This window comes from Pseudaeromonas pectinilytica (genome assembly GCF_054780855.1).
The window spans coordinates 1-25058 of the sequence record NZ_BAAGVN010000330.1; the positions used below are offsets into that span (position 1 = coordinate 1).

Genomic DNA, 25058 nt, shown 5'->3' on the forward strand with positions numbered 1-25058 from the left:
TGCCTCCTGCATGGAGACGCGATTAGATCACAGACGATCTGCCTGTTCAAATTTCATTAACAAAGTGCGATCCCGCCCTGAGGTGTTGACGGCTTCGGTCGTCGAGATTGATCGGGATAAACGCGAGTTTGTGCTCCAGGACGAAGCGGGCCATCGCCGCCATGTCATAGCGCCGCCTGAAATGGTGAACTTTCCCCAGCTGGCCGTTGGCGATACGGTGAAGGCGACCCTGTTGGTCGAAACCGTGGCCTACCTGCACGATGCGGATACGGCCAAGACCGACAGTGAGACGTTTCTTGCTGCCGCCGCCGATGAGGGGGAAAAACCCGGCATGCTGGTTGCCGGACGAACCCAGGTCACGGCTCGAGTAACCGCCATTGATATTATGGCTCGAACGGCGAGTCTGCAGTTTGAAGATGGTTCCACGCGAGTAGTTCCAGCCCGCGATGATGTGGTTTTGACTCATGATCTGATTGGCAAGCAAGTGGTGATCATCATGACCACTGCGGTCGCTGCCGAGGTGATTAAACTCTAGGTAGGATCGGAGCCCGTCGTCGGCGGGCTCCGTATGAAGGAGGCCCTGTGTCGTCATCTGACGACAGAGATGGTAGTTACGTGTCCCTTCTGCTTCCATCCTGATAGGGGCTATCGGGATCGGTCTCAATGGTTACAGCTCTTCGTGATACCCAACCATTTATTATCTTTTTAACATCAAAAATTTGATGCTAAAACCACTTAAAAGACATCTAACATCAAAAAAATGATGCTTATGTTTTAATGTGGTTGCTATCAACTACAAGCATCAATATTCTATCGGTTATACTCAATTTGTATCTTTAGCATCAAAAATATGATGCTTGTATGGTTGGTTATGGCGATGAATAACTGGTATGGCATGACAGATCAGGCGATTGCCCAAACTTTGGGCCAGCGCTTGGAGCAGCGACGGCTGGCAACCAACAAACCGCAAAAGGAGTTGGCGCAAGAGCTGGGCATAGCCGAAGGCACTTACCGTAGCGCCATTCAGGGTAAAGCCAAGCTGGAGGTGCTGATTGGCATCATGCGTAGCTTGGAGTGTCTGGACGAGCTGGATAACTTCCTGCCGCCACAGCCTTTTAGCCCGATAGCCTTGCTGAAACTCGAAGGCAAGAAGCGGCAGCGCGCCGGTAGTAAACGCCGGGCGGGTCCGAGGAGCACCACGGCTCCGGGTGAGGAAGAGGAGGGCGCATGGTGAGCCATCAGGTTGCCCGGGTCGAGATGTGGGGGCAGACCGTCGGGGCCCTCGCATATCAGCCCGAGAGTGGATTGTGTGCCTTCGAGTACGATCCGTCCTGGATCCGTACCGGTATCGAGATCAGCCCGATCCGGCTGCCACTCTCCAGCCGTATCTATCAATTTCCGGCGCTACCCCGGCCGACATATCGCGGTCTGCCAGGGGCTTTTGCCGACACACTGCCCGATGATTTCGGCAATGCAGTGATTGATGCCTGGCTGGCGCGCACGGGACGGGCGCGAGACTACTTCACCGCTCTGGAGCGCCTGCTATATACCGGATCGAGGGGGATGGGGGCTCTGGAATATGCCCCCGCCATTGACCGCAGCCTGAATATGGTCAGCGTGCTGGAGCTGGATTCGTTGGTGGCCATGGCCCAATCGGTCCTGGATCAGCGTCGCCAACTGGATCAACGGCTGCAGGGCGCGGACACCGAGGTGCTCTCGGCAATCTTTCAGGTCGGCACCTCAGCGGGGGGCGCGCGGGCCAAGGCTGTGATTGGCATCAACGCCTCTCGCACCGAGATCCGCAGTGGCCAAGTGGCCTTGCCAGCGGGCTTCGAACACTATCTGCTGAAATTTGATGGGGTCGTCGAGCAGGCTCAGGGGCGGGAAACCTTCGGGGATCCCCAAGGATTTGGCCGCATGGAGTATGCCTACTACCTGATGGCCAAGGCGGCGGGGATCCAGATCTCGCCCTGTGAATTGTTGTTGGAGGGGGAGCGGGCGCATTTCATGACCAAGCGCTTCGATCGGGATGGCAACCAAAAAGTCCACTATCAATCCCTCTGCGCCATGGATCACGCCGATTACAAGACACCGGGGAGTTATAGCTACGAGCAGCTGTTCAGCCTGATGCGAACTTTGCGGCTGAGTAAAACCCAGGCTCTGGAGCTCTATCGGCGGATGGTGTTCAACATCTTGGCGCGTAATCAGGACGACCATACCAAGAACTTCGGCTTCCTTCTCAATGGGCAAAAGCGCTGGGAGCTGGCGCCAGCCTTTGATGTTGCCTTCAGCTACAAGCCTGGCTCGCCTTGGGTCAATGCCCACCAGCTCTCGCTCAATGGTAAACGGGATGACTTTACCCGGCAGGATCTGCTGAGCCCGGCAGGCAGCTTTCTCAAGGAGGCGCGACAGATCATCGAGGAAGTTGCGACCATTGTCGCCCAATGGCCCCGTTATGCCCAGGAAGCTGGCGTCGCCCCGGAGTTTGCCCGCCATATTCAACACTGTCATCGCCTGTCACTGGGTTAATCCGCTCCACACTTGTTGGCTGACTCGCTACTCGGCGTGCGACAGGGTGTGCAACCGATCCAGCAGATGCTGGTGAAAGCCCTGGGGATCTCCGAAGAAGCTAGACGTAGCCAGCGGCATCAGTCGACCTGCTTGTTCAAGAGCCAGAGTCGGGTAGCCTTGTGCTCCCAGGCGTTGCAGCCACTGCTGACTCTCGGACAGATGGTTGGCTAGTGCGACCGCTTGATAGCCTTGCTCGAAGCTCTGTCTCTCGATGCCCTGCTCGGCGGCCAGCGCGGCAAGCGGGTGCAGATCCCCAATCCAATTCCCATCGCGATAATGGCTCTGCTGGATGCGTGTCAGCATCTGCAGACCATCCCCGCCGGATGCCACCACCGCCAGAATGGCGCGGATCGGCGGCTCCGAGTCCAGCTGACGATCCGGGGTGAGCAACAACTCCTGGAAATAGCGATTACCAAATGGCTGAGCCGTGAGAGCCTGGATCCGCTCGTCATGGGGACGCACGTAATCGCGCAGGGCTTTGCCCATCGCGGGGCGATTGGCGCCCATCCAGAGTCCTCCGGCGTGGAGCTCTATCGCTATGCCGGGGAGCTGGCGGGCTGCCTCCAGCAGTGGCGCGGCGCCGTAGCACCAGCCGCAGAGTGGGTCATAGATGTAATGTAATACCGTCTGGTTCATATGGACCTCGGATAGTCAGGGAGAAGAAACCGGGTCCGAAGACCCGGCTGTGTGTGCTCGACAGCTGTGCTGATTACCACTTCATCTCGCCGGTATTGACCTTGGCGCTGATGGCCATGCCATCATCGACCGGCAGGGCGGGGTAGGCGGCTTTGAGCTTCTGGATCAGCTCGCCTGAATTCTTGCTCTGGCTGAGCGCCTGTTCGTAGAACTTCAGGTAGTCGTGGGTAAAGGTGACGGCGGCATCACCCTTGGGTTCGGCACCCAAAAAGTGGCCCGGTACCACGCGCTGAGGATGCAGGGCGGCAAGACGCTCCAGCGCTGTTGCCCACTCCAATCGTGCGGCCGGAGTCTGGCTGTCCGCAGTCCACAGATGTTGTCCGGCACTCACCAGGACGCCCCCGAGAGCGGTTCGGATAGCGGGTGCCCACAGATACGCCTGATGGGTATCCCGCTAGCGGATCTCGAGAGTTTCCCCTTCCAGCGTCAGGGTGTTGCTGCTGAGCAAGGTAGGGACTATCACTGTCTTGGGCGCTTGTGCGCCGAGGATCGGCCCCCAGTAGGCCAGCTTGGCATCTTTGGTGTGCAGGATATGGTCGATGACCTGTTGGGTTGCCACGATTTTGGCCTGCGGAAAGGCGGCCTGGATGGGCTCCAGACCAAAATAGAAGTCCGGATCGCCACCACTGATAAACACTGTGGTCAGCGTCTTGCCACTGCGCTGGATCAGATCCACCAGTGCCTTACCATCCGCCACGCTGAATTGGGCATCGATCAGAATGGCCTCTTTTTCGCCACTCACCAGTGAAGAGGAGACCGGGAAGATGGCGTTTGCGCCCGGGTTATAAACCGTCACGTCAAGGGGGGCCGCCAGGCTGTGGCCTGTCGTCAGGGTGGTGATCAGTGCCAGGCTACTCAGGCTCAGGGTATTCAGGGTGTTAGTCATCTTCTGCTTCCTTCTCATCGGTGCCGGTAGTGGCGATGAGGGAAGTTTATTGGATCAATACGGTGGCATATACGGCATAATAGAGACATGACTGTTGCATATATCGAGCAAATGAATGGATCGATTAACCGCCCTGCGGGTATTTGTGGCGATCGTAGAGCGCGGCAGTCTCAGCGCCGGTGCCGAGCAGCTGGAAATGTCACGGGCCATGGCTTCACGCTATCTGGCCGAGCTGGAAACCTGGATGGGGGCGCGACTGCTGCACCGCACCACCCGACGCCAGAGCCTTACCGCGCAAGGGGAGGAAGCGCTGCAAAAAGCCCGGGCCATGTTGGCGCTGGGTGAAGAGATGGAGCAGCTGGCGAGCTTGCAACAGGAGGCTCCGCGCGGGCAGCTCCGGCTGACCTCTAGCTATTCCCTGGCGGACGCCTTTCTGGTCTCGGCGGCCAATGACTACTTACGCCGTTGGCCGGGAACTGCCATCGATATTCTGCTGGTGGATCGAACTGTGAATCTGGTCGAGGAGCGAATCGATCTGGCGCTGCGCATCAGTAACGAACTGGATCCCAATCTGGTGGCCCGACGATTGGGAACCTGTCGCTCCGTGGTGTGTGCGACTCCCGCCTATCTCGAGTGTTTCGGCACCCCGCAGCAGGTCCAGGATTTAGCGCACCATAACTGTCTGACCTACAGCTATTTCGGCAAGAGCCTATGGACTTTTGATGGGCCCTTGGGGCCCGAATCTGTGCCAGTGAGTGGCAATTTCAGCGGCAATATCTCCAATCTGCTACTCAGTGCCACCTTGCAGGATTGCGGGATCAGTTTGCAGCCGCGCTATTCAGTGGCGTCATTGCTGGAACGAGGTGAATTGGTTGCGCTGTTACCGGCGTGGGAGCCGCAGAGTATGGGCATCCATGGGGTATATGCCACTCGTAAACAGATGTCGCCGCTGTTGCGCAGCTTTCTGGATTTCTTGCTGACCCGTATGGCGCAGGATCCGCTCTGGCAGTGAGTCGGCGCTTATTCGTGCTCTGTTCGCCCCCTGGAAAAAGGCTCTGTGCCCGTTATGTGTTGAGATAGTCGGCTATAGGCCTGGAGTCTGATCGAACGCAGGCACGCCGTGAACCCTTCCATGGGGGCTCGACGGCGGCATCCCTGCCGCCAACGGCCCGCTTTTCTTCCAGAATCCAGTCCTCTTGATTTCCAACAGGTAATTGGGACAGAGCCCTGAAAAAGGGCCCATTGGGCCCTTCTGCGTCGGGAGTGTTGTAGCTTGGGCGAGATCCAAATTCCCATCAGGATTCAAACCCCAGACCTAGTTTGTCCATCAGGCGCAGGAACCCGTTGCGCTTGCCCTGATTGTGATCGGCCCGGTCCAGACACCACTGCATCAGGCGAACCACGGGATAGGCGATGGGCTCCGGCGGGAACGGCAGCGCCCACTGGCGTACCATGCGCAGCCGGGTGCGCTCGGTATCCAGCCCGTAGACTTTGTCCAGTAAGACATTGGCGGCAAAGCGGCTGGCACCAACCCCCAGACCGGTGAAACCGGCGGCATAAGCCACTCGGCCACCATGAGCATGGCCGAAAAAGGCACAGAAGCGGGTCGAGGTGTCGATGGCGCCGCCCCACTGGTGGGTGAATGTCAGTCCGGCCAGTTGGGGGAAGGTGGTGAAGAAGTGGCTGGCCAGTCGCTCGAAGGAGGCTTGGCGCGCATCGTATTCATCCTTCACCTGACCCCCCCGATAGTAGAGGGCATCGTAGCCGCCAAACAGAATGCGGTTATCCCGGGTGATGCGGTAGTAGTGGAACTGGTTAGCCGGATCGGCCAACCCCTGGCGGTTCTGCCAGCCGATGGCCGCCAGTTGCTCGGCATTCAACGGCTCTGTCATCAGTGCATAGTCATAGACCGGCAGGGTATGCAGACGGTAGCGCTTGAGCAGGGAGGGGAAGACGTTGGTGGCCAGGATCACCCGCGCCGCATCGACACGGCCACCAGGCGTCACCAGACGGGAGCTCTCGGCGGAGAGCTTGCGCAGGGTTTCGACCGATGACTCCTCGTGGATCCGTACTCCCAGCTCACTGGCGACCCGGGCTAGACCGACCACCAGCTTGGCTGGATTCAGCATGGCCGTGCCGTGCCGATCCCAATTGCCGGACAAGAACGTAGGCGAGTTCACCTCGGCACGCATCTGCTCTTGGGTGAGATAGCCTTCACCTTGCAGATCGGCATCCTGATGTGGCTCGACCGCTACCACGATTTCACCGGTCCGTTCGAAGTCGCACTCGATGCCATAGCGCTTCAGCGTCTCCTCCATCTCATCCAGGTTGGTCAGCCCCATCGCCTCCAGGGTATCGAACTCTTCTGGCCAGCGACGGCGGCCATTTTTTTCGCCATGGGTCAGGCTGGCCTCACAAAAACCACCGTTGCGGCCAGAGGCGGCCCAGCCCAGTTGTCGGGCCTCCAGCAGCATGACATCCAGCTCGGGGTTACGCTCCTTGGCTAGCAGGGCTGTCCACAGGCCGACGAGGCCGCCACCGACAATCACCAGTTCGGCATTGGTACTGCCGCGTAGCGGTGGATAGCTGGGGCGCTCGCTCAAAGCATCCAGCCAGAAGGGGGCAAACCGGGTTTGCGCCAGCGAGGCTTGGATCACCTCGGGGCTGGGGGGCTGCCGTTCAAAAACTGTTTGTAACATCCTGTTTTCCTCGTGGTTTGAACCCTTATCGACCTGTCATGACCTTGGTCCATTCCCGGGTGATGATGCGATTAATCTTCTGCGGCAGCATCTGCTGCGCGAACATCTTGGGTTTCATCTCGTCGGTGAAATAGATATTCGGATTGTTACGGATGGACTCGTCGACCAGGGGAAGGGCCGCCTGGTTGGCATTGGCATAGGAGACATAGTTGGTGATTTTGGCGATGACTTCGGGGCGCATCAGGTAGTTGATGAAGGTATGAGCCGCTTCCGGATTATGTGCATCCTTGGGGATGACCAGCATGTCATAGAAGACATCGCTGCCTTCCTTGGGGAGCACATAATTGATCTTGACGCCATTGTTGGCTTCCTCGGCGCGCAAACCGGCCTGCATCACATCCCCGGACCAGCCGATGGCGACACAAATATCTCCATTGGCCAGATCATTGATGTATTGGGAGGAGCTGAAATAGGTGATATAGGGCTGCAAGGTACTCAGCAACTGACTGGCGGCTGCATAATCGGCCGGGGTGGTCGAGTTCGTCTCCAGCCCCATATAGCGCAGGGTGACGGCGAAGATGTCGGTTGGTGAGTTCAGAAAAGCGACACCGCACTTATGTAACTTGGCCAGATTGGTCGGGTTCAATACCGCGTCCCAGCTGTTCATCTTGAAGTCCGGGCCCATGATGGCCGCTACCTTGTCGACGTTGTAGCCGATCCCGGTAGTGCCGCCCAGATAGGGGACCGCATGGGTATTATCCGGATCCTTGTCCTGCAGCAGTTTCAGGGTGGCCGAGTCCAGATTGACCAGATTGGGCAGCTTGCTCTTGTCCAGTGGCATGAAGGCGCCAGCCTGCAGTTGACGACCGAGAAAATCCGAGCTGGGGACCACCAGATCGAAGCCGGTGTTGCCGGAGAGCAGACGCGCTTCGAGGATCTCGTTGTTGTCGAAGACGTCATAGACCACCTTGATACCCGTCTCTTTTTCAAAGTTGGCTATGGTGTCCTCGGCGATATAGTCGCTCCAGTTATAGACGTGCAGGATATTCTCTTGCGCCGTGGCGGCATGACCGAGCCAGCAACTGCCGAGTACGATCAGTGCCGTGATTCCTTTGTTGTGCATAGCTGTGTCTCCCTACTTTGCTCCTGGACGCGGCATACCGGCGTGGTCTGCCGCTCGGGTGTCCATATCGTTCAGGATGTGAGCAGCGATGGAGACTGAAGCAACCCTTATGCCAGTTGGGATCACGATGACCATAGCCTCAAGACATCCAGTGGTGACCCGCGTGGTGCTACGATGCAGCGCTCGGTATACAGCACCGAAACTTACGAACAACGCACCGTCTTGGTGAGACAGCCTTGGCTGAGTATCAACTCAGTGCGACATCTGTCTCTATCTCGACAATGGGCCTAAATTGTCGCAACTGCGCTATGGGGTGTCGGTTGTGGTCGGCACGCTGCATGCAGAGTTCTACGCTGTTTCCGATGTCGACAGCTCTGGCATAAAACTTGAAATTTCACTTTCATCTTCGCGATAGGGTTCGCGTTGCTAAATGGAGTTTCAACGATGATCAACGACACAACATTGGATACCATCGAAGCGGCGGTCGAGAGCGCCGGTTTTACCGCACAAGGCATAGCCTCGGTAAAGCAGGCCTTCCCCGGGATGCGGCTGACGTACTGCCTCATCGATGACATGGAAGCCAAACGCCCGTACCGGGAGTGTGAGGGCTTCAGCCTATTTCTGGTTGGGGGCAGCGACCATTGCTTGGGGGTTACCTACACGATCGAGCAGGCGATCGGTGTGGTGATTGCCGAAGAGTAGCCGATGTCGAGGATGCAGACGGTAGGGGGCGAATTTACCTAAAAATAGTTACCTATATCCGGCCCCCTAAAAACGGTTTACGGGAAGTTTCGGGTTGATCATTTCAATAACTCTTGTAATATCGAATCATGAATAAAGAGATCGCAACTCAGGTATTTGAATCCCTGGCCTCCGGCGTGCGGCTGGATGTCTATCGCTTGCTGGTGAAAGCCGGGCTGGAAGGGATGGTGGCGGGGCAAATTGCCTCGACCTTAGCCATTGCCCCCAACAACCTGTCGTTTCATCTCAAGGCGATGACCCATGCCGGGCTGCTGTCGGTGGCGCAGGAAGGGCGCTTTCAACGTTATCGGGCCAATATTCCCTTGATGCTGGATCTCATCGCCTTTCTGACCGAGGAGTGCTGTGCCGGTCATCCGGAGCAGTGTGCATCGCTTCGCTCAGCCTCCAGTTGCTCACCCGCTGTCTTGCCGTCGTTGGCCCCTGAACTTAACCCGACAACCTCCTGTGACTGTAAGGATTAATCTGATGAACGTACTGTTTTTGTGCACCGGTAACTCGTGCCGCTCCATCCTGGGCGAGGCCACCTTTAATCATCTGGCCCCTGCGGGCTGGCGGGGCATGAGTGCGGGCAGCAAGCCGACCGGCCAGGTGCATCCGCGATCCTTGGCCCTGCTGGCGCGCGAAGGCATTGCCACCGAGGGCTATTTCAGCAAATCCTGGGAAGATCTGCCCCTGGTGCCGGATATCGTCATCAGCGTGTGTGGTAATGCTGCCAATGAAACCTGCCCGGCTTATCTGGGGCCTGTGCTGCGCACCCATTGGGGCGTTGAGGATCCGGCCCACGCCACCGGCACCGATGCCGAGATCGACGCCGCCTTTATGACCGCCTATCGCATCCTGCGGGCACGCATCGAAGCGTTCTTTGCCTTGCCGCTGGCCGAGCTGCAACAGAACCCCGCCCAGCTCAAGGCCGAGATGGACCGTATTGCCAGCGAGATTGCTTAAGGAAGCCGAGTGATGACCAAGCCCTATCATGAATTGATTGCCGGACGTATCTACTGCGGTGGCGCCCAGGATATCCAGCAGATGGTGGATGAGGAGCAGATTGCCGTGGTAGTCGATCTGCGTGCCGAGTCGACCGCCTGCGCCGCAGAGCACCCGGAACTAGTCTGGGTGCAGATCCCGCTGAGTGACCATGCCGAGCAACCCGAAGACGACCTGTTTCGGGAGGCTATTGTAGCCGTCGTCGAGGCCTACCGACTGGGCCAGAAGGTAGCCTTCCATTGTGGCGGCGGTAAAGGCCGCACCGGCACCGTCGCTGCCGGTGTGCTGCTGGAGCTGGGCCTGTGCCAGACCCTGCCGGAGGCGGAGGCCATGGCCAAGTCGATTCGTCCGGTTATCAACATCAAGCCGGATCAGCGCCTCTCGTTGGCGCGCCTCTACCCGGTCGGCTCTGCAACCAGTCCCGCTGGCTCGCTGTTATCGATGCACCAAGGAGTATAAGGATGTCATCCCCCTGCGAAGTAACCGCTCAAGCCACGGCTGCTGCCCCCATGAGCTTTTTTGAACGCTACCTGACCGCCTGGGTCGCGCTGTGTATCGTCATCGGCATCGCGCTGGGCCAGGGCATGCCCGGGGTGTTCAAGGCGATTGGCGGCATGGAGATCGCCAAGGTTAACCTGCCGGTGGGTCTGCTCATCTGGGTGATGATCATCCCCATGCTGCTGAAAATTGACTTCGCGGCGCTGCATCAAGTCAAAGAACATGTGCGCGGTATCGGCGTCACCCTGGTGATCAACTGGTTGGTGAAGCCCTTCTCCATGGCGTTTCTCGGCTGGTTGTTTATCCGGGTGCTGTTTGCCAACTGGCTGCCGGCCGATCAGCTCGACAGCTATGTGGCCGGTCTCATCCTGCTGGCCGCCGCGCCCTGTACCGCCATGGTGTTTGTCTGGAGTCGGCTGACCAATGGCGACCCTTACTTCACCCTCTCTCAGGTGGCGGTGAATGATCTGATCATGGTGTTTGCCTTTGCGCCGCTGGTGGCGTTGCTGCTCGGGGTCTCCAGCATCACCGTGCCCTGGGATACGCTGCTGACCTCAGTGGTGCTCTATATCGTGATTCCGGTGATCATCGCCCAACTGATGCGCCGCGCCCTGCTGCGTAGAGGAGAAGCTAGCTTTGATGGGGTGATGCAGCGTATTCAGCCCTGGTCCATCGCCGCCCTGTTGCTGACCCTGGTGCTGCTGTTTGCCTTCCAGGGCGATGCCATCATCCAGCAACCGCTGGTGATTGCTCTGCTGGCAGTGCCCATCCTGATCCAGGTGCTGTTCAACTCCGGCCTGGCCTACTGGCTCAATCGCAAAGTGGGTGAGAAGCACTCGGTGGCCTGCCCGTCGGCCCTGATTGGTGCCTCCAATTTCTTCGAGTTGGCGGTCGCGGCGGCCATCAGCCTGTTTGGCTTCCACTCTGGTGCCGCGCTGGCCACAGTCGTGGGGGTGCTGATTGAAGTGCCGGTGATGCTGCTGGTGGTCAAGATCGTCAATCAAAGCAAAGGCTGGTACGAGCGCGGTATGCACTGATGCAGACTTCGGCCACCCTTCCGGCCTGTCTATTACGGGCCTGGCAGCAGCATGAGCGCGAGTTGCGGCACTGGTTGCTGCGCCAGCTCCCAGCGGGTGAGGTGGCCGAGGATGCCCTGCAAGATATTTTTATCAAGGCGATGACCCAAGGCGCGCGTTTTTGCGCCATCGAGCAACCTCGAGCCTGGCTGTTTGAGGTGGCCCGTCACCACTTGATCGACCAGTTCCGCAAGCGGCGGGAGTGGGTGCCGCTACCCGAGAGCTTGTCGCAGGACGAGCCGGAATTGGCCGTGGTCGATGAGCTGAGTGGCTGTCTGCCGCGGGTATTGGCCGAGCTGAGTGTCGCCGATCGACAGATCCTGATGGCGTGCGATATCCATGGCTTGAGCCAACAGCGATTTGCGACCCAGCATGGATTAAGCCTGTCGGCGACCAAGTCCCGACTGCAGCGGGCCCGTATTCGCCTCAAAGCACAATTGACCCACTCTTGCGCGGTGAAACTCGATGCGGACGGCAAAGTCTGTGGTTATACCCCTCGAGCCCCGCTCTCTGACGACGAGCGATAAGTTCTACCCTGTTCACCCCCTCTTCTCATTCTGAGTTTTGAGTTCATAGCGTGCATCTTTTTGGCTGCTGTTGCGTCTTCCTGAATAAGACCACTCCACATCAGAGCCGAACATGGGTTTTCTTCCTGCCATTAAAGCCTTTCCCCGCCAGCGGCCACTGCTATTTATCGTGACCGTAGTCCTACTGTGGTTGGGGCTGTATCAGCTGATCCTGCCGACCTCGGAGCTATTGGTCGGCTGGCTACCGGTTGAACGTCAGAGTCATCTGGGCGGAGCCTTGCAGTTCTTCCTCTATGACACCCCCAAGGTGCTATTGCTGCTGACGGGGATCGTCTTCGTCATGGGGATGATCAACTCCTGGTTCACTCCGGAGCGGACTCGTGCCTTGCTGGCCAAACGTGGCGAGGGGGGCGCCAACGTGTTAGCCGCCCTGCTGGGCATAGTCACGCCTTTTTGCTCCTGCTCGGCGGTGCCGCTGTTTATTGGCTTTGTGCAGGCCGGAGTGCCGCTCGGGGTGACCTTCTCGTTTCTGATTTCCGCCCCCATGGTCAATGAAGTGGCCCTGACCCTGCTGTTCGGCCTATTTGGCTGGAAGATTGCGCTGCTTTATCTGGGGTTAGGGCTCAGTGTTGCTATGACGGCGGGGTGGGTGATTGGTCGCTTGAAGATGGAGGCTCATCTGGAGGAGTGGGTGCAACAGATGCCCAAGGTCAGCGCTGATGATCCGTTGCAGAACGTGAGTCTGGCCGAGCGGGTGGATGGCGGCTTTGGTGCCGTGCGACAGATTGTCGGCAAAGTATGGCCTTATGTCGTGGCGGGGATCGCCATCGGTGCCGGTATTCATGGCTATGTGCCAGAAGCCTTTATGGCGTCGTTCATGGGCAAAGAGGCCTGGTGGTCGGTGCCGCTGGCGGTACTGATGGGCGTGCCTCTGTACACCAATGCCGCCGGTATCATACCGATTGTGCAGGCCTTGCTGGCTAAAGGCGCGGCCTTGGGCACTGTGCTGGCGTTTATGATGGCGGTGATTGCCCTCTCTCTTCCCGAGATGATCATACTGCGCAACGTGCTCAAACCCAGATTGATTGCCACCTTTGTGGTTGTGGTCGCCAGCGGCATCCTGCTGGTGGGGTATATCTTCAATGCGCTGTTGTAGTCACTATTCTTAAACCAGAGGTGAATCGATAAAAAACATTAAAGTGCTGGGTCCGGGCTGCGCCAACTGCAAGACAGTGGCTAAATTGATTACCGCCGTGGCGGAGGAAAAGGGCATCGCCATCGAGCTGGAGAAGATCGAAGAGATCCGCGAGATCATGAGCTTCGGCATTCTGGCCACGCCGGGGGTGGTGGTGGATGGCCAGGTGGTGCACTCCGGCGGCATTCCCTCCCGCGACAAGATTGCACAATGGTTGACAGCCTGAGCATCGATTTTTCAAGTGATGCCGTGCTCGATACACATCACTAGCCATCCACAAACAAGGACGAAACCACCATGCTCGATGAAGCCAAGGAAGTCTGTCCCACCACAACCCAGAGCCTGCTTAAGCAGGGTTACACCCTGGTGGATGTACGGGAGCGCGACGAGATTGCCCAGCTCGCTTTTGACGTGCCCCAGCTCATCATCATGCCGCTGAGTGAACTCGAGCAGCGCTATGCCGAGCTCCCCAAAGACCGTCCACTGATCCTGGCCTGTCGGCAGGGCGTGCGCAGTCTCAAGGCGACCTATTTTTTGATGAACAAGGGCTATACCAATGTCACCAATATGAAGTTCGGCATGGAGCGCTGGGTGGCCAAAGGCTTCCCTATCCAGGGCGATCCCGGTGCCTTGGCGAACATGCCTAGTTCAGGGTGTTGTGGCTGAGTTTTAACGCTCGCTCCGACCGTGTGAACACTCGTTCTGGAAGCGCTAAAACTTGTTCCAGAAGCGCTAAAACTTGTTTCGGAAGAGCCAATATCTGGAGGCGTTATGCAAACCCTAGAGATTGTCTGGCAACGACTGCTCAGCTTGGGGCAGACCTGCGATCGCTGTGCCGCCACCGAACTCGCCTTGCAACAAGCTCTCGAGACCCTGCAACAGGTCCTGGCACCGCTGCAGATGCAGGTGGTGTTACATCGCCAGCCCTTGAGCCTGGAGCAGTTCAACCAGGATCCGGGTGCTTCCAACCGCATCTGGATCGCCGACCAGCCGCTCGAGGCCTGGCTCGGCGCCAGCACCGGCTCGAGTCCCTGTTGTTCTGTGTGTGGGGATGCGGCGTGCCGCACGCTGGAGTGTGGCAACCGAAGTTACGAGGCAATACCCCCGCAGTTGATCATCAAGGCTGGATTATTGGCGGCCGCACAGCAGATGTCAGCGCCTTAAAGTTAAATTGGAGTGATGGCAACTCTGAATGATGCAACAGAGTGTATGCTCTGTGCTGAATTGCCACCATGCGGCTGTTCGCTCTTTCCCTCGCTCAAGACTGTTTCCACTACAGCCGGAACTGGCCTACCAAGTTGTCGAGCTCGCTGGATAGCTGCTGCAGGCCCTGACTGGATGCGGTGAGCTGATGGGCTATGTCGGCGGTCTCCATGGTCAAGAGATTGATATCCTCCACATTCCGGTTCAGCTCGCCGACCACACTGGATTGCTGCTCGGTGGCGGTGGCGACCTGGATATTCATATCGTTGATCTGGGTGATATGGGCGGTGATATTGCCCAGCGCGGCATTCGCCGCATCGGCTTGCGTGACCACGATTTCGCTCTGGCTACGGCCTTGGGCCATGGCGCTGACGGCGCGGCCACTCTGATCCTGCAAGCGGTGGATCATGCCCTGGATTTCGGCGGTGGAGGCGGCGGAGCGATTGGCGAGATTGCGCACCTCATCGGCGACGACGGCGAAACCGCGACCCTGTTCACCGGCCCGGGCGGCTTCAATGGCGGCGTTGAGCGCCAGCAAATTGGTCTGCTCCGAGATGCTACGAATGGTCTCGAGTATGCTGCCAATGGAGTGGGTCTGTTCTGCCAAAGAGCCGATGACCCCGGCCACCTGTTCGAGCTCGCCTGAAAGAGCGAATACCCCCTGACGCGCCTTGGCGACCAAGTCGGCACCGGCATCGGCCTGTTCATTGGCTTGTCTGGCGACGTCAGCCGCTTGGGAGGCATTGCCGGCAATCTCGCTGACGGTGGCCCCCATCTGATGGATAGCGGTGGCAACCTGTACGGTACGATCGCGCTGCGCGGTGCAATTTTGTTGGGTCAGCAGTGCCTTGCTGGCGACCTGAGCCGCGGTGGCTGCCAGTTGATGGGAGTTGGTGGCAACCTGCTGGATGGCACTCTGGATCTTGGCGACGAAGTGATTGAAGTTGGAGGTGATCTCCGCCAACTCATCCCGGCCGCTGAGCTCGGCGCGGGAGTCCAGCGCCAGATGCTCGGCGGCGTAGCCGATATGGTGCTGGAGAAAACTGACCCGCCGCTTGAGGTTGACCAGGATCAGCAGCGAGACCACCAGCGAAATCAGGATCGCCACGGTAATGATACTGATCATCTGCACGCGTCCGCTGGCATAGCTTGCTTCACCCCGCTGATGGCGCTGTTGCGCCTGCTGCATCAACTCGTCAAGCAGAGTATTGGCGCCCTTACGCATGGTGCCGTAGGTGACGGTGTAGCGGTCGCGATAGATGACTCTGGCGGCCTCCATATCACCTTGCTCCAAGGCTTGCAGCAGCGGATTTAGTTCGCTGCGCGCCATGTTCTCAAATTGGTCCAGCAACTGCTGGGCATTCGACCGAGCGGCCGGATCCGTCTGCGCGGTCACCGCCTGCTGCATGGCCTGGCGCATCTCGGGGATATCTTCCTGTCGGGCTTCTTTGACCCGGGTCAGGACGCCTTTGGCATCTTTGAGCGAGGTGTCCTGCAGTAGCATCATGTCGATACCGACCCGCATGCGCGGGATCCGCGACACCACTTCGGCCATGGCGCGCATGGGGGTTGCCGTGTTGCGATACAGCTCGGTGGACTGCTGCTGGATGGTCCCCATGCTGTTGAGGCTGGCACCGCCAACCAGAAGCAGGGCTATACAAGGGACCGTGACCGCCAGGATCAACTGCAATTTGAGTGTCATTTTACCTGCAAGCACTGTGTACTCCTTGGTTGAGCATGATGTGGCATATATGGCGTGTGTTACCAGTTTAGTGTCTATAGCGCCGAAGCGAACCCCGGGATTGGATATAAAAGCCGCCGGGCGAGGGCTTGCGTGGCATCACTCATGTCGGACTGCCTCATCTGTATAGCGGTTAATACAGACCGATTCATTAATCAACATAGCGCCTGTAGGTGACGGTTTGAGTGTGGCCTGTGCGCATGATTGCTAATGCTGAATCGGACCAGCATCGTTTGATAACCTCACAATGTCAGCATGATTCAGCAAATGATAACTGTTTGCATCTAATGGCTTAATATGTAGAATTCCTGCACTTTTATCTGCAGGGTTCGCATTATGTCGTTTGCTTCCTCCTCCGCTGCACTGGCTGTCCGGCCGTCGCTGCCGTTTTCTCTGTCCGTTCTGGCCTTGTTCTGCTCGACCTCGACGTTCGCTGAACAGAATGCAACCACAGCGCCTGTGATGGTGGTGGCGGATGCGGTCAAGGCATCGCAGGATGAGGCCAAAGGCTATCAGGCCCAGACTTCGTCCCTGGCAACCCAAACAGATACGCCGCTGGTGGAGATCCCGCAAGCGGTGAGTGTGGTGACCGAGCAGCAGTTGGAGGATCGTCAGCCGCAGAGTCTGGACGAGGCACTCTCCTCGGTGGCCGGTCTCAAGCAGAGCAACACCTTGGGCGGCACCCAGGATGCCATCATGAAGCGCGGCTTTGGCGGCAACCGGGATAACTCCATCATGCGTAACGGCCTGCAGTCGGTTCAGGCACGCAACTTCACGCCGACTACAGAGCGGGTCGAGGTGCTCAAGGGCCCGGCTTCGCTGCTGTATGGCATTCAGGATCCCGGCGGCATCATCAATGTGGTGACCAAGAAGCCCAAGCATGAGGCTTATTATCAGGCCTCCAGCTATTACACCAGTTTTGGTGGCGGCGGCGTGCAGGCGGATTTGACCGGGCCGCTCAATGACAATGGGCTCTCGTACCGCCTGATTGCCGACAAGCAACAATATGATTACTGGCGTAATTTTGGCGAGATTGAGCAAGCGGTTGTCGCGCCTTCGGTGGCGTGGGAGAACGAAACCACGGCCATACTGCTGGACTATGAACACATGGATTATGCGGTGCCCTTTGATCGGGGCACCTACATCGACACCAAGACCGGCAAGCCGCTGGCGATCCCCCGCGAGCGCCGACTCGACGAGACCTATAACATCACCACGGGCCGCGCCGACACCGCCAATCTGAAGTTCTCCCATCAGTGGAATAACCGCTGGTCCCTGCATGGCGGCTATGGCTACAGCCGTAACTACTACAACGATGACCAGATGCGGGTCATGTCGTTTGACTCCACTACCGGCGTGGTGACCCGCCGTGCCGATGCCACCAAGGATGCCTTGCAAGAGGCCCATACCGCGAGCCTCTACACAGTCGGGACCATCGATCAGGGCAGCACCCGCCATGAAGTAGTGACCGGGGTGCAGTACATGCACAACTACCGGACGCTGGGTGATCTCTATCGCGACAGCAGCAACAAGAACTTCAATATGTATGATCCCGTGTATGGCACCTCGGATTATCCGATCAACGTCAGCGCCGCCGATAGCGATCAGACCGACAAGTTGCGCACCTCGGCTGTTTATCTGCAGGATGCCTGGACCCTGGATGAACACTGGATCCTGGTGCTGGGTGGCCGCTATGACCACTTCAACGAGCTGACCGGCAAGGGACGCCCGTTCAATACCAACAGCCATGTCAACGACAGCAAGTTTGTGCCTCGGGCCGGGGTCGTCTATCTGCTCGATCCGGACTGGTCGCTCTACTCCAGCTATACCGAGTCGTTCCGTCCCAATACCTCGATTGCCAACGCCATCGGCGATCTGCCACCTGAAGAGGGCAAATCCTGGGAGCTGGGCACCAAGTGGCAGGGCAAGGGGCTGACCTCGACCCTGGCACTGTTTGATATCGACAAGAAAAATGTGCTGACCAGCGAGACCGATACCACGACTGGCGACACTCTCTACCGGGTCGCCGGGCGAGTGCGCTCCCGCGGGCTGGAGGCTGAGGTCAACGGCGATCTGAGCGAGAACTGGAGCGGCTATGGCAGCTACGCCTATACCGATGCCGACGTGCTGGAAGATCCGCTGCTGGCCGGTACTCCGGTGGATGGAGTGGCTAAACATATGGCCTCTCTTGGGCTGATCCATCAGTGGAATCAGATACTGGGTGGCAACCTGCGGGCCGGAGCCTACAGCCGGTATACCGGCACCTGGTACATAGGTAACACCAAGGGCACCATGTACGCGCTGCCCGCCAGCATGGTCTACGACAGCATGCTGGCCTATGACCGCAAGCTGGGTGCTTACGATCTCAAGGTGCAGTTCAATCTGAAGAATATGTTCGACAAAACCTACTACACCTCGGGCGTCAGCAATGCCAATGCGCCTATCCTGGCGATCGGTGAACCGCGGCAGTTCTTGTTGACCACCACGGTCGGCTTCTGATGTCCGCATCCCGGCCAAGAGGGCAACTGAGCTGGCTGTGGGTTGCGCTTGGACTCGGACTGGGGCTGGCGCTGGTCGCCAGCCTGTTGCTGGGCTATCGCAGTCTATCCCCGGCTGCCTTGCTGGGCTGGAGTCAGGATCTGACGCTGCGTCATCTGATCTTGGAATATCGCCTGCCGCGGATGCTGATTGCCCCCGTGTGCGGGGCGGCGCTGGCGGTGTCCGGTTGTCTGCTGCAGAGCCTGACCCGCAATCCGCTGGCGGCTCCGGATGTGCTCGGCGTGAATGCGGCGGCCTCGTTTTGCGTGGTGCTGGCGCTGTTTATACAGCCGGATCTGGGACTGGGCTGGCTGAATGGACTGGCGTTTGTCGCCGCGTTGGCCATGACCCGCTTGCTGCTGTGGTTGCTGGGGCGGGAGGGCGCGCGACACAGTCTGCTGCGTCTGCCCTTGTTGGGGAGTGTGCTGGCCATGCTGTTCGCAGCCCTGACCCAGACCCTGAACACCCTGGATCCGGCCACTCAGGATCAGGCCCTGAGCTGGCTGACCGGCAATATCGCCGGTCGCTCTTTGCGCCAGTTCTGGGCGGCGCTGCCCTGGTTGCTGCTGGCCGTGGTCGGGTTATGGCGGCTGTGGGGCAAACTCGATCTCTTTTATCTAGGCGATGCCCAGATCCGCACCCTGGGGCAAGATCCGGACACCTTGCGCCGCCAGGCGGTGCTGATTTCCAGCTTGCTGGTGGCCGCCGTGGTCGGGGTGATTGGCCCCATCGGCTTTATCGGCTTGCTGGTACCCCGCATGGCGTTGCGCTTAAGCACTAACGGGAATAGCGCCAGCGGACATCGCCACTGGCTGCCGCTGGCGGCGCTACTCGGTGCCTTGCTGCTGACGCTGGCCGATCTGTTGGCGCGGTTTATCTACTATCCCGAGGATATTCCCGCTGGCGTGGTCACGGCTCTGCTCGGCGGGCCGGCCTTCTTGTTCCTGCTCTACCGTCAGCGGGGGCGTGCCGATGGCGCAGGCTAAACCGGTGTCCGATCAACAACCGCAGCCGTCAACTCGGCAACCTACGGCCTATCCCGCAGCCAAGTCGACCGCTGCTACATGGATGGCGGATCGGCCCTGGCGCGGCGCCGGGCTGAGTCTGCTGCTGCCCGCCGGTGCATTGCGCGTGCTCGGTTTGCTGTTGCTGGTGCTGGCACTGGTCAGCCTGCTGGCGATGGCGTTGGGCCCCTTATGGATCAATCCGCTGGATCTGCAAGCTCCTTCGGCGCTGCAGCAGTTGGTGCTGTTCGAATTGCGCTGGCCACGGCTGTTGCTGGGATTAGTGGTCGGCGCCAGTCTGGCGGTGGCCGGCTTTGTGCTGCAGAGCCTGACCCGGGTGTCCATTGCCGCGCCTTCGGTGCTGGGCTTGGCCGATGGTGCCGGCTTGAGTGTGGTGTTGGTGCTGTTTGCCGGTGAGGCGCTCTGGGGCGGGCACCTGCTCAGCCCCCAAGGCATGGCGCTGGCCGCATTGGCCGGAGCTGTGGCGGTGCTGATGCTGTTGCGTGGCCTGAGTCGGCGCGACGGCGATCTGGAGAAGATGGTGTTTGCCGGTCTGGTGGTGGCCGCCATCTGCAAGGCGTTGGTCAGCCTTTTACTGCTGCTGAGTCAAAGTGATATGGCGATGCAGGCACAGATCTGGCTGGTGGGCTCCCTGGCCCAGGCCAATCCCGCCCTCAATCGCTGGCTGCTGGCTGCCTGTGTGCTGCTCTTGAGCCTGACGCTGCTCAACTACCGGGCGCTGGCGCTGTATCGCCTCTCCGACGAGGTGATGGGGAGTCTGGGGCAGCCAGTGGGCATCAGTCAGCGCTGGCTCTATCTGCTGGCTGCAGGACTCACGGCCATCGCGGTTGCCGGGGCCGGACAGGTGAGCTTCGTCGGCCTGGTGGTGCCCCATCTCATCCGGCGTATTTGTCCACGGGGCGTTCCGGCCCAACTCATCGGCAACGCCTGTGGCGGAGCCTTGCTGGTGGTCGCCGCCGATGTGCTGGCGCGTAACTTGTTCAGCCCTTACGAGCTGCCGGTGGGGATCTTCACTGCGCTCATCGGCGTGCCCTGTTTTCTCTGGCTCTATGGCCGGGGAGGGCGATCATGAATGCCCTCTGTTTGCTGTTGGGGGTGGGGTTGTCGCGCGATTGGCTGACGTTACGGCTGCTGGTCCTTGTTTTACAGATCATGGTGTTACCGATCCTGCTGCTGCCACTCCCGGCGGCTGCTTATGCCTCGGAAGATGCGACCGCGCTGCGAGTGGTGACCCTGAGCAATGACAGCACCGAAGCCCTGCTGGCGCTCGGGCTCAAACCTGTGGGGGCCACGCGCTCGCTCAACGGTCAGCCCTGGTATCCGCATATCGCGCAGCAGATGCAAGGGGTGACGGTAGTCGGGCTGGAGAATGCGCCGAATCTGGAGTTGATTGCCAGCCTGCAGCCGGACTTGATCCTCGGTAGCCGCCAGCAATCGGCGCGGCTGCGGGCCACCCTGGAGCGTATAGCCCCGACCGTGTTGGTCCGGGATAGCCGCAAGGGCTGGCAGCAGAACTTTCTGCTCTTTGCCCGGGCACTAGGGCAGGAGCAGGCCGGGATCAAACGTCTAGCCCGGGTGCAGGCGCGGATCCAGTGCCTGAAACAGGCGTTGCACCAGCAGCCGCTGCGCCAGGTCAGTGTGCTGCGCTTTAATCCGGGCCAGGTGCGCCTCTACCAGCTGGATTCGTTCAGCGGCGAGCTCTTCGCCGCCCTCGGGGTGACGCGCCCGGCCAGCCAGAATGTTCACGCCTATGGCGTCAATAACTTCAGCGCTGAGCGCATCGCCGAGCTGGAGGCCGACTGGCTGTTCTATTTCACCTATGGGGCCCGTCGCCAGCAGAGCACCTTGCTCTATCGCGAGGCCTTTATGAGCGATCCGACCTGGCAGCAGCTGTCGGTGGTGCGGCATAACCGGGTACGCAGTCTGGATGATGTGATCTGGAATACCGCCAACGGCATCCTGGCCGCCGGGGTGGCGCTGGATCAGATCCCGCAGTTGTTCTCACTCGCTGTCCCTGAAGGAGGTGCCCTGTGCCGTTCGTCTGTGAAGGATTGACTCTGGCTTATGACGCCAGCCCCGTGCTGAGCCAGTTTTCGCTGGCGCTGCCCCGCGGCCAGCTTATCGTGTTGCTGGGGGCCAATGGTTGCGGCAAATCTACCTTGCTCAAGGCGTTGGCCGGACATCTGGCACCGACCCAGGGGCGCATCCTCTTCGAGCAGCGTCCGCTGGCCGATTGGCCTGCGGTGGAGCGGGCGCGGCGGCTGGCCTATCTGCCCCAATATCCCGAGCTGTTTGCCGATCTGACGGTCTTTGATCTGGTGCGCTACGGGCGCTTTCCCCATCAGGCTCTGCTGCGCCAGTGGCAGGCCGAGGATGAAGACGCCGTGCAGCAGGCTCTGGCCCAGACCGGATTGCTGGATCTGAGTGCTCGACGTTTGTCCTCGCTTTCCGGTGGTCAGCAGCAACGGGCCTGGATCGCCATGGTGCTGGCCCAGGAGGCGGAGGTATTGCTGCTCGATGAGCCCATCAACCATCTGGATCTGAATCATCAGGTCGAGATCCTGGATCTGCTGACCGACCTGCGCCTGCAGGGCAAGACGCTGGTGGTGGTGCTCCACGATCTGAATCTGGCCAGCCGTTATGCTGACCAACTGGTTCTGCTGCATCAAGGCCAGATCCTGCAACAAGGCCCGGCCGCTGAGGTGCTGCAAGCCGCCACCATTGAACAGGCCTACGGCCAAGCCGTCACCGTGGTCACTGATCCCGTGTTCGGCACCCCCTGGGTGATCCCCACAGGGCGCCATGCCAGCCGCCAACTCAGGTCATAAGTTCAGGGGCCATAAGTTCAGGCCATAAGCCCGAGCCGCCCGAGGAGTGCTGCGCGCGTGTTCGGGCAGCGATTTGGCCCGAACTATGACAGGGCCCTTTGGGCGGGGTTATGATCCTCTAGGAGCCTATTCTGTTGCTGGCCGCTAAGTCAGAAGGGATCTCTGCTATAACGCCACTGCAAGGCGTTTGCTGCTAATTTGATCCAAGAGCAATGCGCCATAAGCAACCACCATGTCCTATATTGGGCCCCGCTATCTTGCAGCACCCCTGCTGACGGGGGCTTGCTGCTGCGTTCTACCGCCATCTATCCCGCTATCTGCTGAAATTAAAGTAAAAACACAAATTGGTCTGCTACTTGCTACTTGCTTACTTGCTAATGGTTACCGCGCTGCGGGGATAACCCTTTAGCGTGCTCGGGGTGTTGGCGGTCGGGGAATGAGATAACTGTGCCCGACACATCTTCTTCTAATAAGGAATAACAATGAAAAAACGCTTGGTCTGGATACTGGTATGTGCCGCATTAGCGGGTTGTAACGAGAAAAATGAACAGGCGACCACCCCTGCGGCGGGTAGCAAGGCCTATGGCTATCTGGAAGAGCTTAGCCTTGGCGCATCCGGGATAGGGGCTCGCCCGACAGGCACTGAAGCCGAAACACGCGCCGCTAACTGGATAGTGGATAACCTGACCGGCTGGGGGTATACGCCGCAACTGATTCCCTTCACCTATACCCGTAAGGCGCAGCAAATGCAGTCCCAGAATGTCGAGGTGGTATTACCCGGACAGAGTGACGAGATACTGATCATCGGTGCCCACTACGATAGTACGGGTGTGGATGTCGGATCGGAGGGGGCCACCGATAACGCTGCCAGTGTGGCCGCCATGCTCGCGACGGCCGAAGCGCTGGCTGGCAAGACGCTACCGCTGACCGTTCGGCTGGTATTCTTTGGTGCCGAGGAGAATGGCGTCAATGGTTCCAAGGCCTATGCCGCCAGTCTGGATGCCGAGACGCTGTCACGGGTCCGCGGTATGGTCAACTACGATACCGTGGTTGGCGGAGACATTATGTACCTGCATTCGGCACACTCTGACGTGAACGAGTACAACTGTAGCGATCCCCAAAAATACAGTTATTCAACCCAGCTTCGTGAACGTTTGCAGGCTGTAGGAGAGCAGATGCCGGGGGTGAGTTTCTCGGTGCATCCGGCAATTCCCGGTTATCCTGCTGGTGAAACCGGCTCATGGTCGGATCATGGCTCTTTTGCCTGCCTTGGTATCCCTATCGCCTATCTGGAAGCGACCAATTTCAACATCAATGGCCAGAATGGCTACGATGGCTACTCTCAGTCCACACATCCGGAGCTTTGGGATTGTTTCGATGCGGCCGCTAACTCCGCCTGCGATCGGGAAAGCGAGCAGCAATGGGGCGAGATTTGGCATACGGGAGCTGATCGTCTCGATAAGCTGGAAACCCTGTTTCCTGGACGTATCAAGCAACAGCTCAGTACAGCCACCGAACTGCTCATCCGCTTCTTGAAGCAGCCTGAACTGACCAAAGCCTAGAGACGTCTCTTGCTGGCACCTAGTGTCGGCAAACGGGAGAGTCATCTTCTGAGTGAAAGTAGAAGTGAAAGCAGAAGGACAGCACTCTGGAATCAGATGGCTGTCCTTTTTGTTGCTCGTTGGTGGTCTGTTGGCTGTTCGTAGGGGCTTGGCTGGTGGGCGTTATTGACCCACCGTATTGGCAAAGGTTTCGCTCAGTGCCGCTATCGGGAGATATCGCCCATGATGATCAGCCGGAAGCGGGGCGGCTCATAGTGCCGAATAAAAACAATGCCAGTCAGCGTTAACGGACTGGCATCGGGCTTATGGGACTAAAGGCCTATCACCTTCTTCACGAGCACCTTATTTCAAGGATTCAATCCACTGCTTGTTCTTTCGCTCCAGTACCGAGATGGGCAGCATGCCGTATTCCAGCACATGGTGGTGGAATGCCTTGAGATCAAAGCGACTGCCAAGGGTCTGTTCGGCAGACTCCCGCATCTGGATCAGGGCCAGCTGACCGGCCTTGTAGGAGGTCGCCTGAGCTGTGTATGCCATGTAACGCGGCACCTCAGAGCTGATGTCGCCAGCTCCCAGCGCCGAATTCTCCTTCATGTAGCTGACGGCCCGGTCGTGACTCCAGCCATACCAGTGAATGCCGGTATCGACGACCAACCGCATGGCCCTGAGCATCTCCTCGTTGAGGCGACCGAAGTATTGCAACTGGTTGTTGAATGCTGGGGTTCCCTCGACCTTGACGTTTCCCACTGCCGGATCGTAGAGACCACGCCCCTGATAGAGCCCCATGTCGTGATCGGCCAAGTATTCGGTGTAGAGCGCCCACCCTTCGGCATAAGCGGTATAGGAAGAATTCGCCACATACTGCGGGAAGTCCGGATCCTTGGCGGCCAGCTCTTGGGCTATGGTGATCTGGAAGTGGTGGCCAGGGGCTGCCTCATGGGAGAGCAGGGTACTGATGTTCCAGCTCTGCAAGCCATAGGGGTAGTAGGTGTTCAGGTAGAATTGCCCTTTGCGACCCGTCTGTGGATTGCCGTCCTGATACCAGGCAACTCCGCCATAGGGCGGCCTTGTTGATCAAATCCAAAGTCGGATACTCGCTCCCCAACCCGCCGGGCGGGCTTAGTTGACGGCCTGCCGAATGGGC

24 protein-coding genes and 2 pseudogenes are annotated in these 25058 nt (G+C 58.9%); 20 read left to right on the forward strand and 6 right to left on the reverse strand.

Features of this window, described 5'->3' with window-relative positions; genetic code table 11:
- The 3 genes from ACYVG7_RS14615 to ACYVG7_RS14625 all read left to right on the forward strand — a co-directional run.
- Positions 1–535: hypothetical protein (locus tag ACYVG7_RS14615; protein ID WP_460883828.1), on the forward strand; the 535-nt coding region annotated here is incomplete at its 5' end.
- Between the two features lie 342 nt (positions 536–877).
- The gene (locus ACYVG7_RS14620) at positions 878–1234 is read left to right on the forward strand and encodes a hypothetical protein (protein WP_460883829.1); all 357 of its coding nucleotides are present in this window, start codon (positions 878–880) and stop codon (positions 1232–1234) included.
- Positions 1228–2529 carry a type II toxin-antitoxin system HipA family toxin gene (locus ACYVG7_RS14625; RefSeq protein WP_460883830.1) on the forward strand — a complete coding sequence of 434 codons (1302 nt, stop codon included), beginning with the start codon at positions 1228–1230 and terminating at the stop codon, positions 2527–2529. Before ACYVG7_RS14620 ends, ACYVG7_RS14625 begins: the two co-directional genes overlap by 7 nt.
- A 27-nt stretch (positions 2530–2556) precedes the next feature.
- On the opposite strand, the gene ACYVG7_RS14630 is transcribed toward ACYVG7_RS14625, so the two are convergent.
- Both ACYVG7_RS14630 and ACYVG7_RS14635 read right to left on the reverse strand, forming a co-directional pair.
- The gene (locus ACYVG7_RS14630; RefSeq protein WP_460883831.1) at positions 2557–3207 is read right to left on the reverse strand and encodes a DsbA family protein; all 651 of its coding nucleotides are present in this window, start codon (positions 3205–3207) and stop codon (positions 2557–2559) included.
- A 73-nt stretch (positions 3208–3280) separates the two neighbouring features.
- A pseudogene (locus tag ACYVG7_RS14635) lies at positions 3281–4141 on the reverse strand (MBL fold metallo-hydrolase).
- Between the two features lie 127 nt (positions 4142–4268).
- Here ACYVG7_RS14635 and ACYVG7_RS14640 point away from each other — a divergent pair.
- The gene (locus tag ACYVG7_RS14640) at positions 4269–5165 is read left to right on the forward strand and encodes a LysR family transcriptional regulator (RefSeq protein ID WP_460883832.1); all 897 of its coding nucleotides are present in this window, start codon (positions 4269–4271) and stop codon (positions 5163–5165) included.
- Positions 5166–5448: 283 nt separating this feature from the next.
- On the opposite strand, the gene ACYVG7_RS14645 is transcribed toward ACYVG7_RS14640, so the two are convergent.
- Entirely contained in the window at positions 5449–6852 is a 1404-nt protein-coding gene (locus ACYVG7_RS14645) for an NAD(P)/FAD-dependent oxidoreductase (RefSeq protein WP_460883833.1), read from the reverse strand.
- 25 nt (positions 6853–6877) lie between these two features.
- Positions 6878–7975 (reverse strand): extracellular solute-binding protein, encoded by a 1098-nt coding sequence (locus ACYVG7_RS14650; protein ID WP_460883834.1) that lies wholly within the window; start codon positions 7973–7975, stop codon positions 6878–6880.
- Between the two features lie 444 nt (positions 7976–8419).
- On the opposite strand from ACYVG7_RS14650, the gene ACYVG7_RS14655 reads away from it, so the two are divergent.
- The 10 genes from ACYVG7_RS14655 to ACYVG7_RS14700 all read left to right on the forward strand — a co-directional run bounded on the left by ACYVG7_RS14655 (position 8420) and on the right by ACYVG7_RS14700 (position 14181).
- A complete protein-coding gene (locus ACYVG7_RS14655; protein ID WP_460883835.1) occupies positions 8420–8677 on the forward strand; it encodes a hypothetical protein in 258 nt (85 codons plus the stop codon).
- Positions 8678–8805: 128 nt separating this feature from the next.
- Positions 8806–9198, forward strand: a complete 393-nt coding sequence (locus ACYVG7_RS14660; RefSeq protein WP_460883836.1) for an ArsR/SmtB family transcription factor — start codon at positions 8806–8808, stop codon at positions 9196–9198.
- 4 nt (positions 9199–9202) lie between these two features.
- Positions 9203–9682, forward strand: coding sequence for an arsenate reductase ArsC (locus ACYVG7_RS14665; RefSeq protein WP_460883837.1), 480 nt, complete (start codon positions 9203–9205; stop codon positions 9680–9682).
- A gap of 12 nt (positions 9683–9694) precedes the next feature.
- The gene (locus ACYVG7_RS14670; protein ID WP_460883838.1) at positions 9695–10180 is read left to right on the forward strand and encodes a protein-tyrosine phosphatase family protein; all 486 of its coding nucleotides are present in this window, start codon (positions 9695–9697) and stop codon (positions 10178–10180) included.
- 2 nt (positions 10181–10182) lie between these two features.
- Positions 10183–11256 (forward strand): ACR3 family arsenite efflux transporter, encoded by a 1074-nt coding sequence (gene arsB / locus ACYVG7_RS14675; RefSeq protein WP_460883839.1) that lies wholly within the window; start codon positions 10183–10185, stop codon positions 11254–11256.
- Positions 11256–11822 (forward strand): sigma-70 family RNA polymerase sigma factor, encoded by a 567-nt coding sequence (locus ACYVG7_RS14680; protein ID WP_460883840.1) that lies wholly within the window; start codon positions 11256–11258, stop codon positions 11820–11822. Before arsB ends, ACYVG7_RS14680 begins: the two co-directional genes overlap by 1 nt.
- A gap of 112 nt (positions 11823–11934) precedes the next feature.
- Complete coding sequence (locus ACYVG7_RS14685; protein WP_460883841.1) at positions 11935–12978, forward strand: permease; 1044 nt, start codon at positions 11935–11937, stop codon at positions 12976–12978.
- Positions 12979–13021: 43 nt separating this feature from the next.
- Positions 13022–13243: a thioredoxin family protein gene (locus ACYVG7_RS14690; RefSeq protein ID WP_460883842.1), complete on the forward strand. Its 222-nt coding sequence runs from the start codon at positions 13022–13024 to the stop codon at positions 13241–13243.
- A 71-nt stretch (positions 13244–13314) separates the two neighbouring features.
- Positions 13315–13683, forward strand: coding sequence for a rhodanese-like domain-containing protein (locus ACYVG7_RS14695; RefSeq protein WP_460883843.1), 369 nt, complete (start codon positions 13315–13317; stop codon positions 13681–13683).
- A gap of 105 nt (positions 13684–13788) precedes the next feature.
- Positions 13789–14181, forward strand: a complete 393-nt coding sequence (locus ACYVG7_RS14700) for a DUF2703 domain-containing protein (protein ID WP_460883844.1) — start codon at positions 13789–13791, stop codon at positions 14179–14181.
- Between the two features lie 109 nt (positions 14182–14290).
- On the opposite strand, the gene ACYVG7_RS14705 is transcribed toward ACYVG7_RS14700, so the two are convergent.
- The gene (locus tag ACYVG7_RS14705) at positions 14291–15937 is read right to left on the reverse strand and encodes a methyl-accepting chemotaxis protein (protein WP_460883845.1); all 1647 of its coding nucleotides are present in this window, start codon (positions 15935–15937) and stop codon (positions 14291–14293) included.
- 360 nt (positions 15938–16297) lie between these two features.
- On the opposite strand from ACYVG7_RS14705, the gene ACYVG7_RS14710 reads away from it, so the two are divergent.
- The 6 genes from ACYVG7_RS14710 (at position 16298) to ACYVG7_RS14735 (ending at position 23914) form a co-directional block, all read left to right on the forward strand.
- Positions 16298–18460 carry a TonB-dependent siderophore receptor gene (locus tag ACYVG7_RS14710; RefSeq protein ID WP_460883846.1) on the forward strand — a complete coding sequence of 721 codons (2163 nt, stop codon included), beginning with the start codon at positions 16298–16300 and terminating at the stop codon, positions 18458–18460.
- Positions 18460–19485, forward strand: coding sequence for a FecCD family ABC transporter permease (locus tag ACYVG7_RS14715; RefSeq protein WP_460883847.1), 1026 nt, complete (start codon positions 18460–18462; stop codon positions 19483–19485). Before ACYVG7_RS14710 ends, ACYVG7_RS14715 begins: the two co-directional genes overlap by 1 nt.
- 4 nt (positions 19486–19489) lie before the next feature.
- Positions 19490–20596 carry a FecCD family ABC transporter permease gene (locus tag ACYVG7_RS14720; RefSeq protein ID WP_460883848.1) on the forward strand — a complete coding sequence of 369 codons (1107 nt, stop codon included), beginning with the start codon at positions 19490–19492 and terminating at the stop codon, positions 20594–20596.
- Positions 20593–21579: an ABC transporter substrate-binding protein gene (locus tag ACYVG7_RS14725; RefSeq protein WP_460883849.1), complete on the forward strand. Its 987-nt coding sequence runs from the start codon at positions 20593–20595 to the stop codon at positions 21577–21579. The genes ACYVG7_RS14720 and ACYVG7_RS14725 overlap by 4 nt, the downstream gene beginning before the upstream one ends.
- Positions 21555–22352, forward strand: coding sequence for an ABC transporter ATP-binding protein (locus ACYVG7_RS14730; protein WP_460883850.1), 798 nt, complete (start codon positions 21555–21557; stop codon positions 22350–22352). Before ACYVG7_RS14725 ends, ACYVG7_RS14730 begins: the two co-directional genes overlap by 25 nt.
- A gap of 482 nt (positions 22353–22834) precedes the next feature.
- The gene (locus ACYVG7_RS14735) at positions 22835–23914 is read left to right on the forward strand and encodes a M28 family metallopeptidase (protein ID WP_460883851.1); all 1080 of its coding nucleotides are present in this window, start codon (positions 22835–22837) and stop codon (positions 23912–23914) included.
- Between the two features lie 342 nt (positions 23915–24256).
- Here the strand turns inward: ACYVG7_RS14735 and ACYVG7_RS14740 are convergent.
- Positions 24257–24976, reverse strand: a pseudogene (locus ACYVG7_RS14740) (DUF885 domain-containing protein); the annotation flags it as partial.
- Positions 24977–25058: the final 82 nt, after the last annotated feature.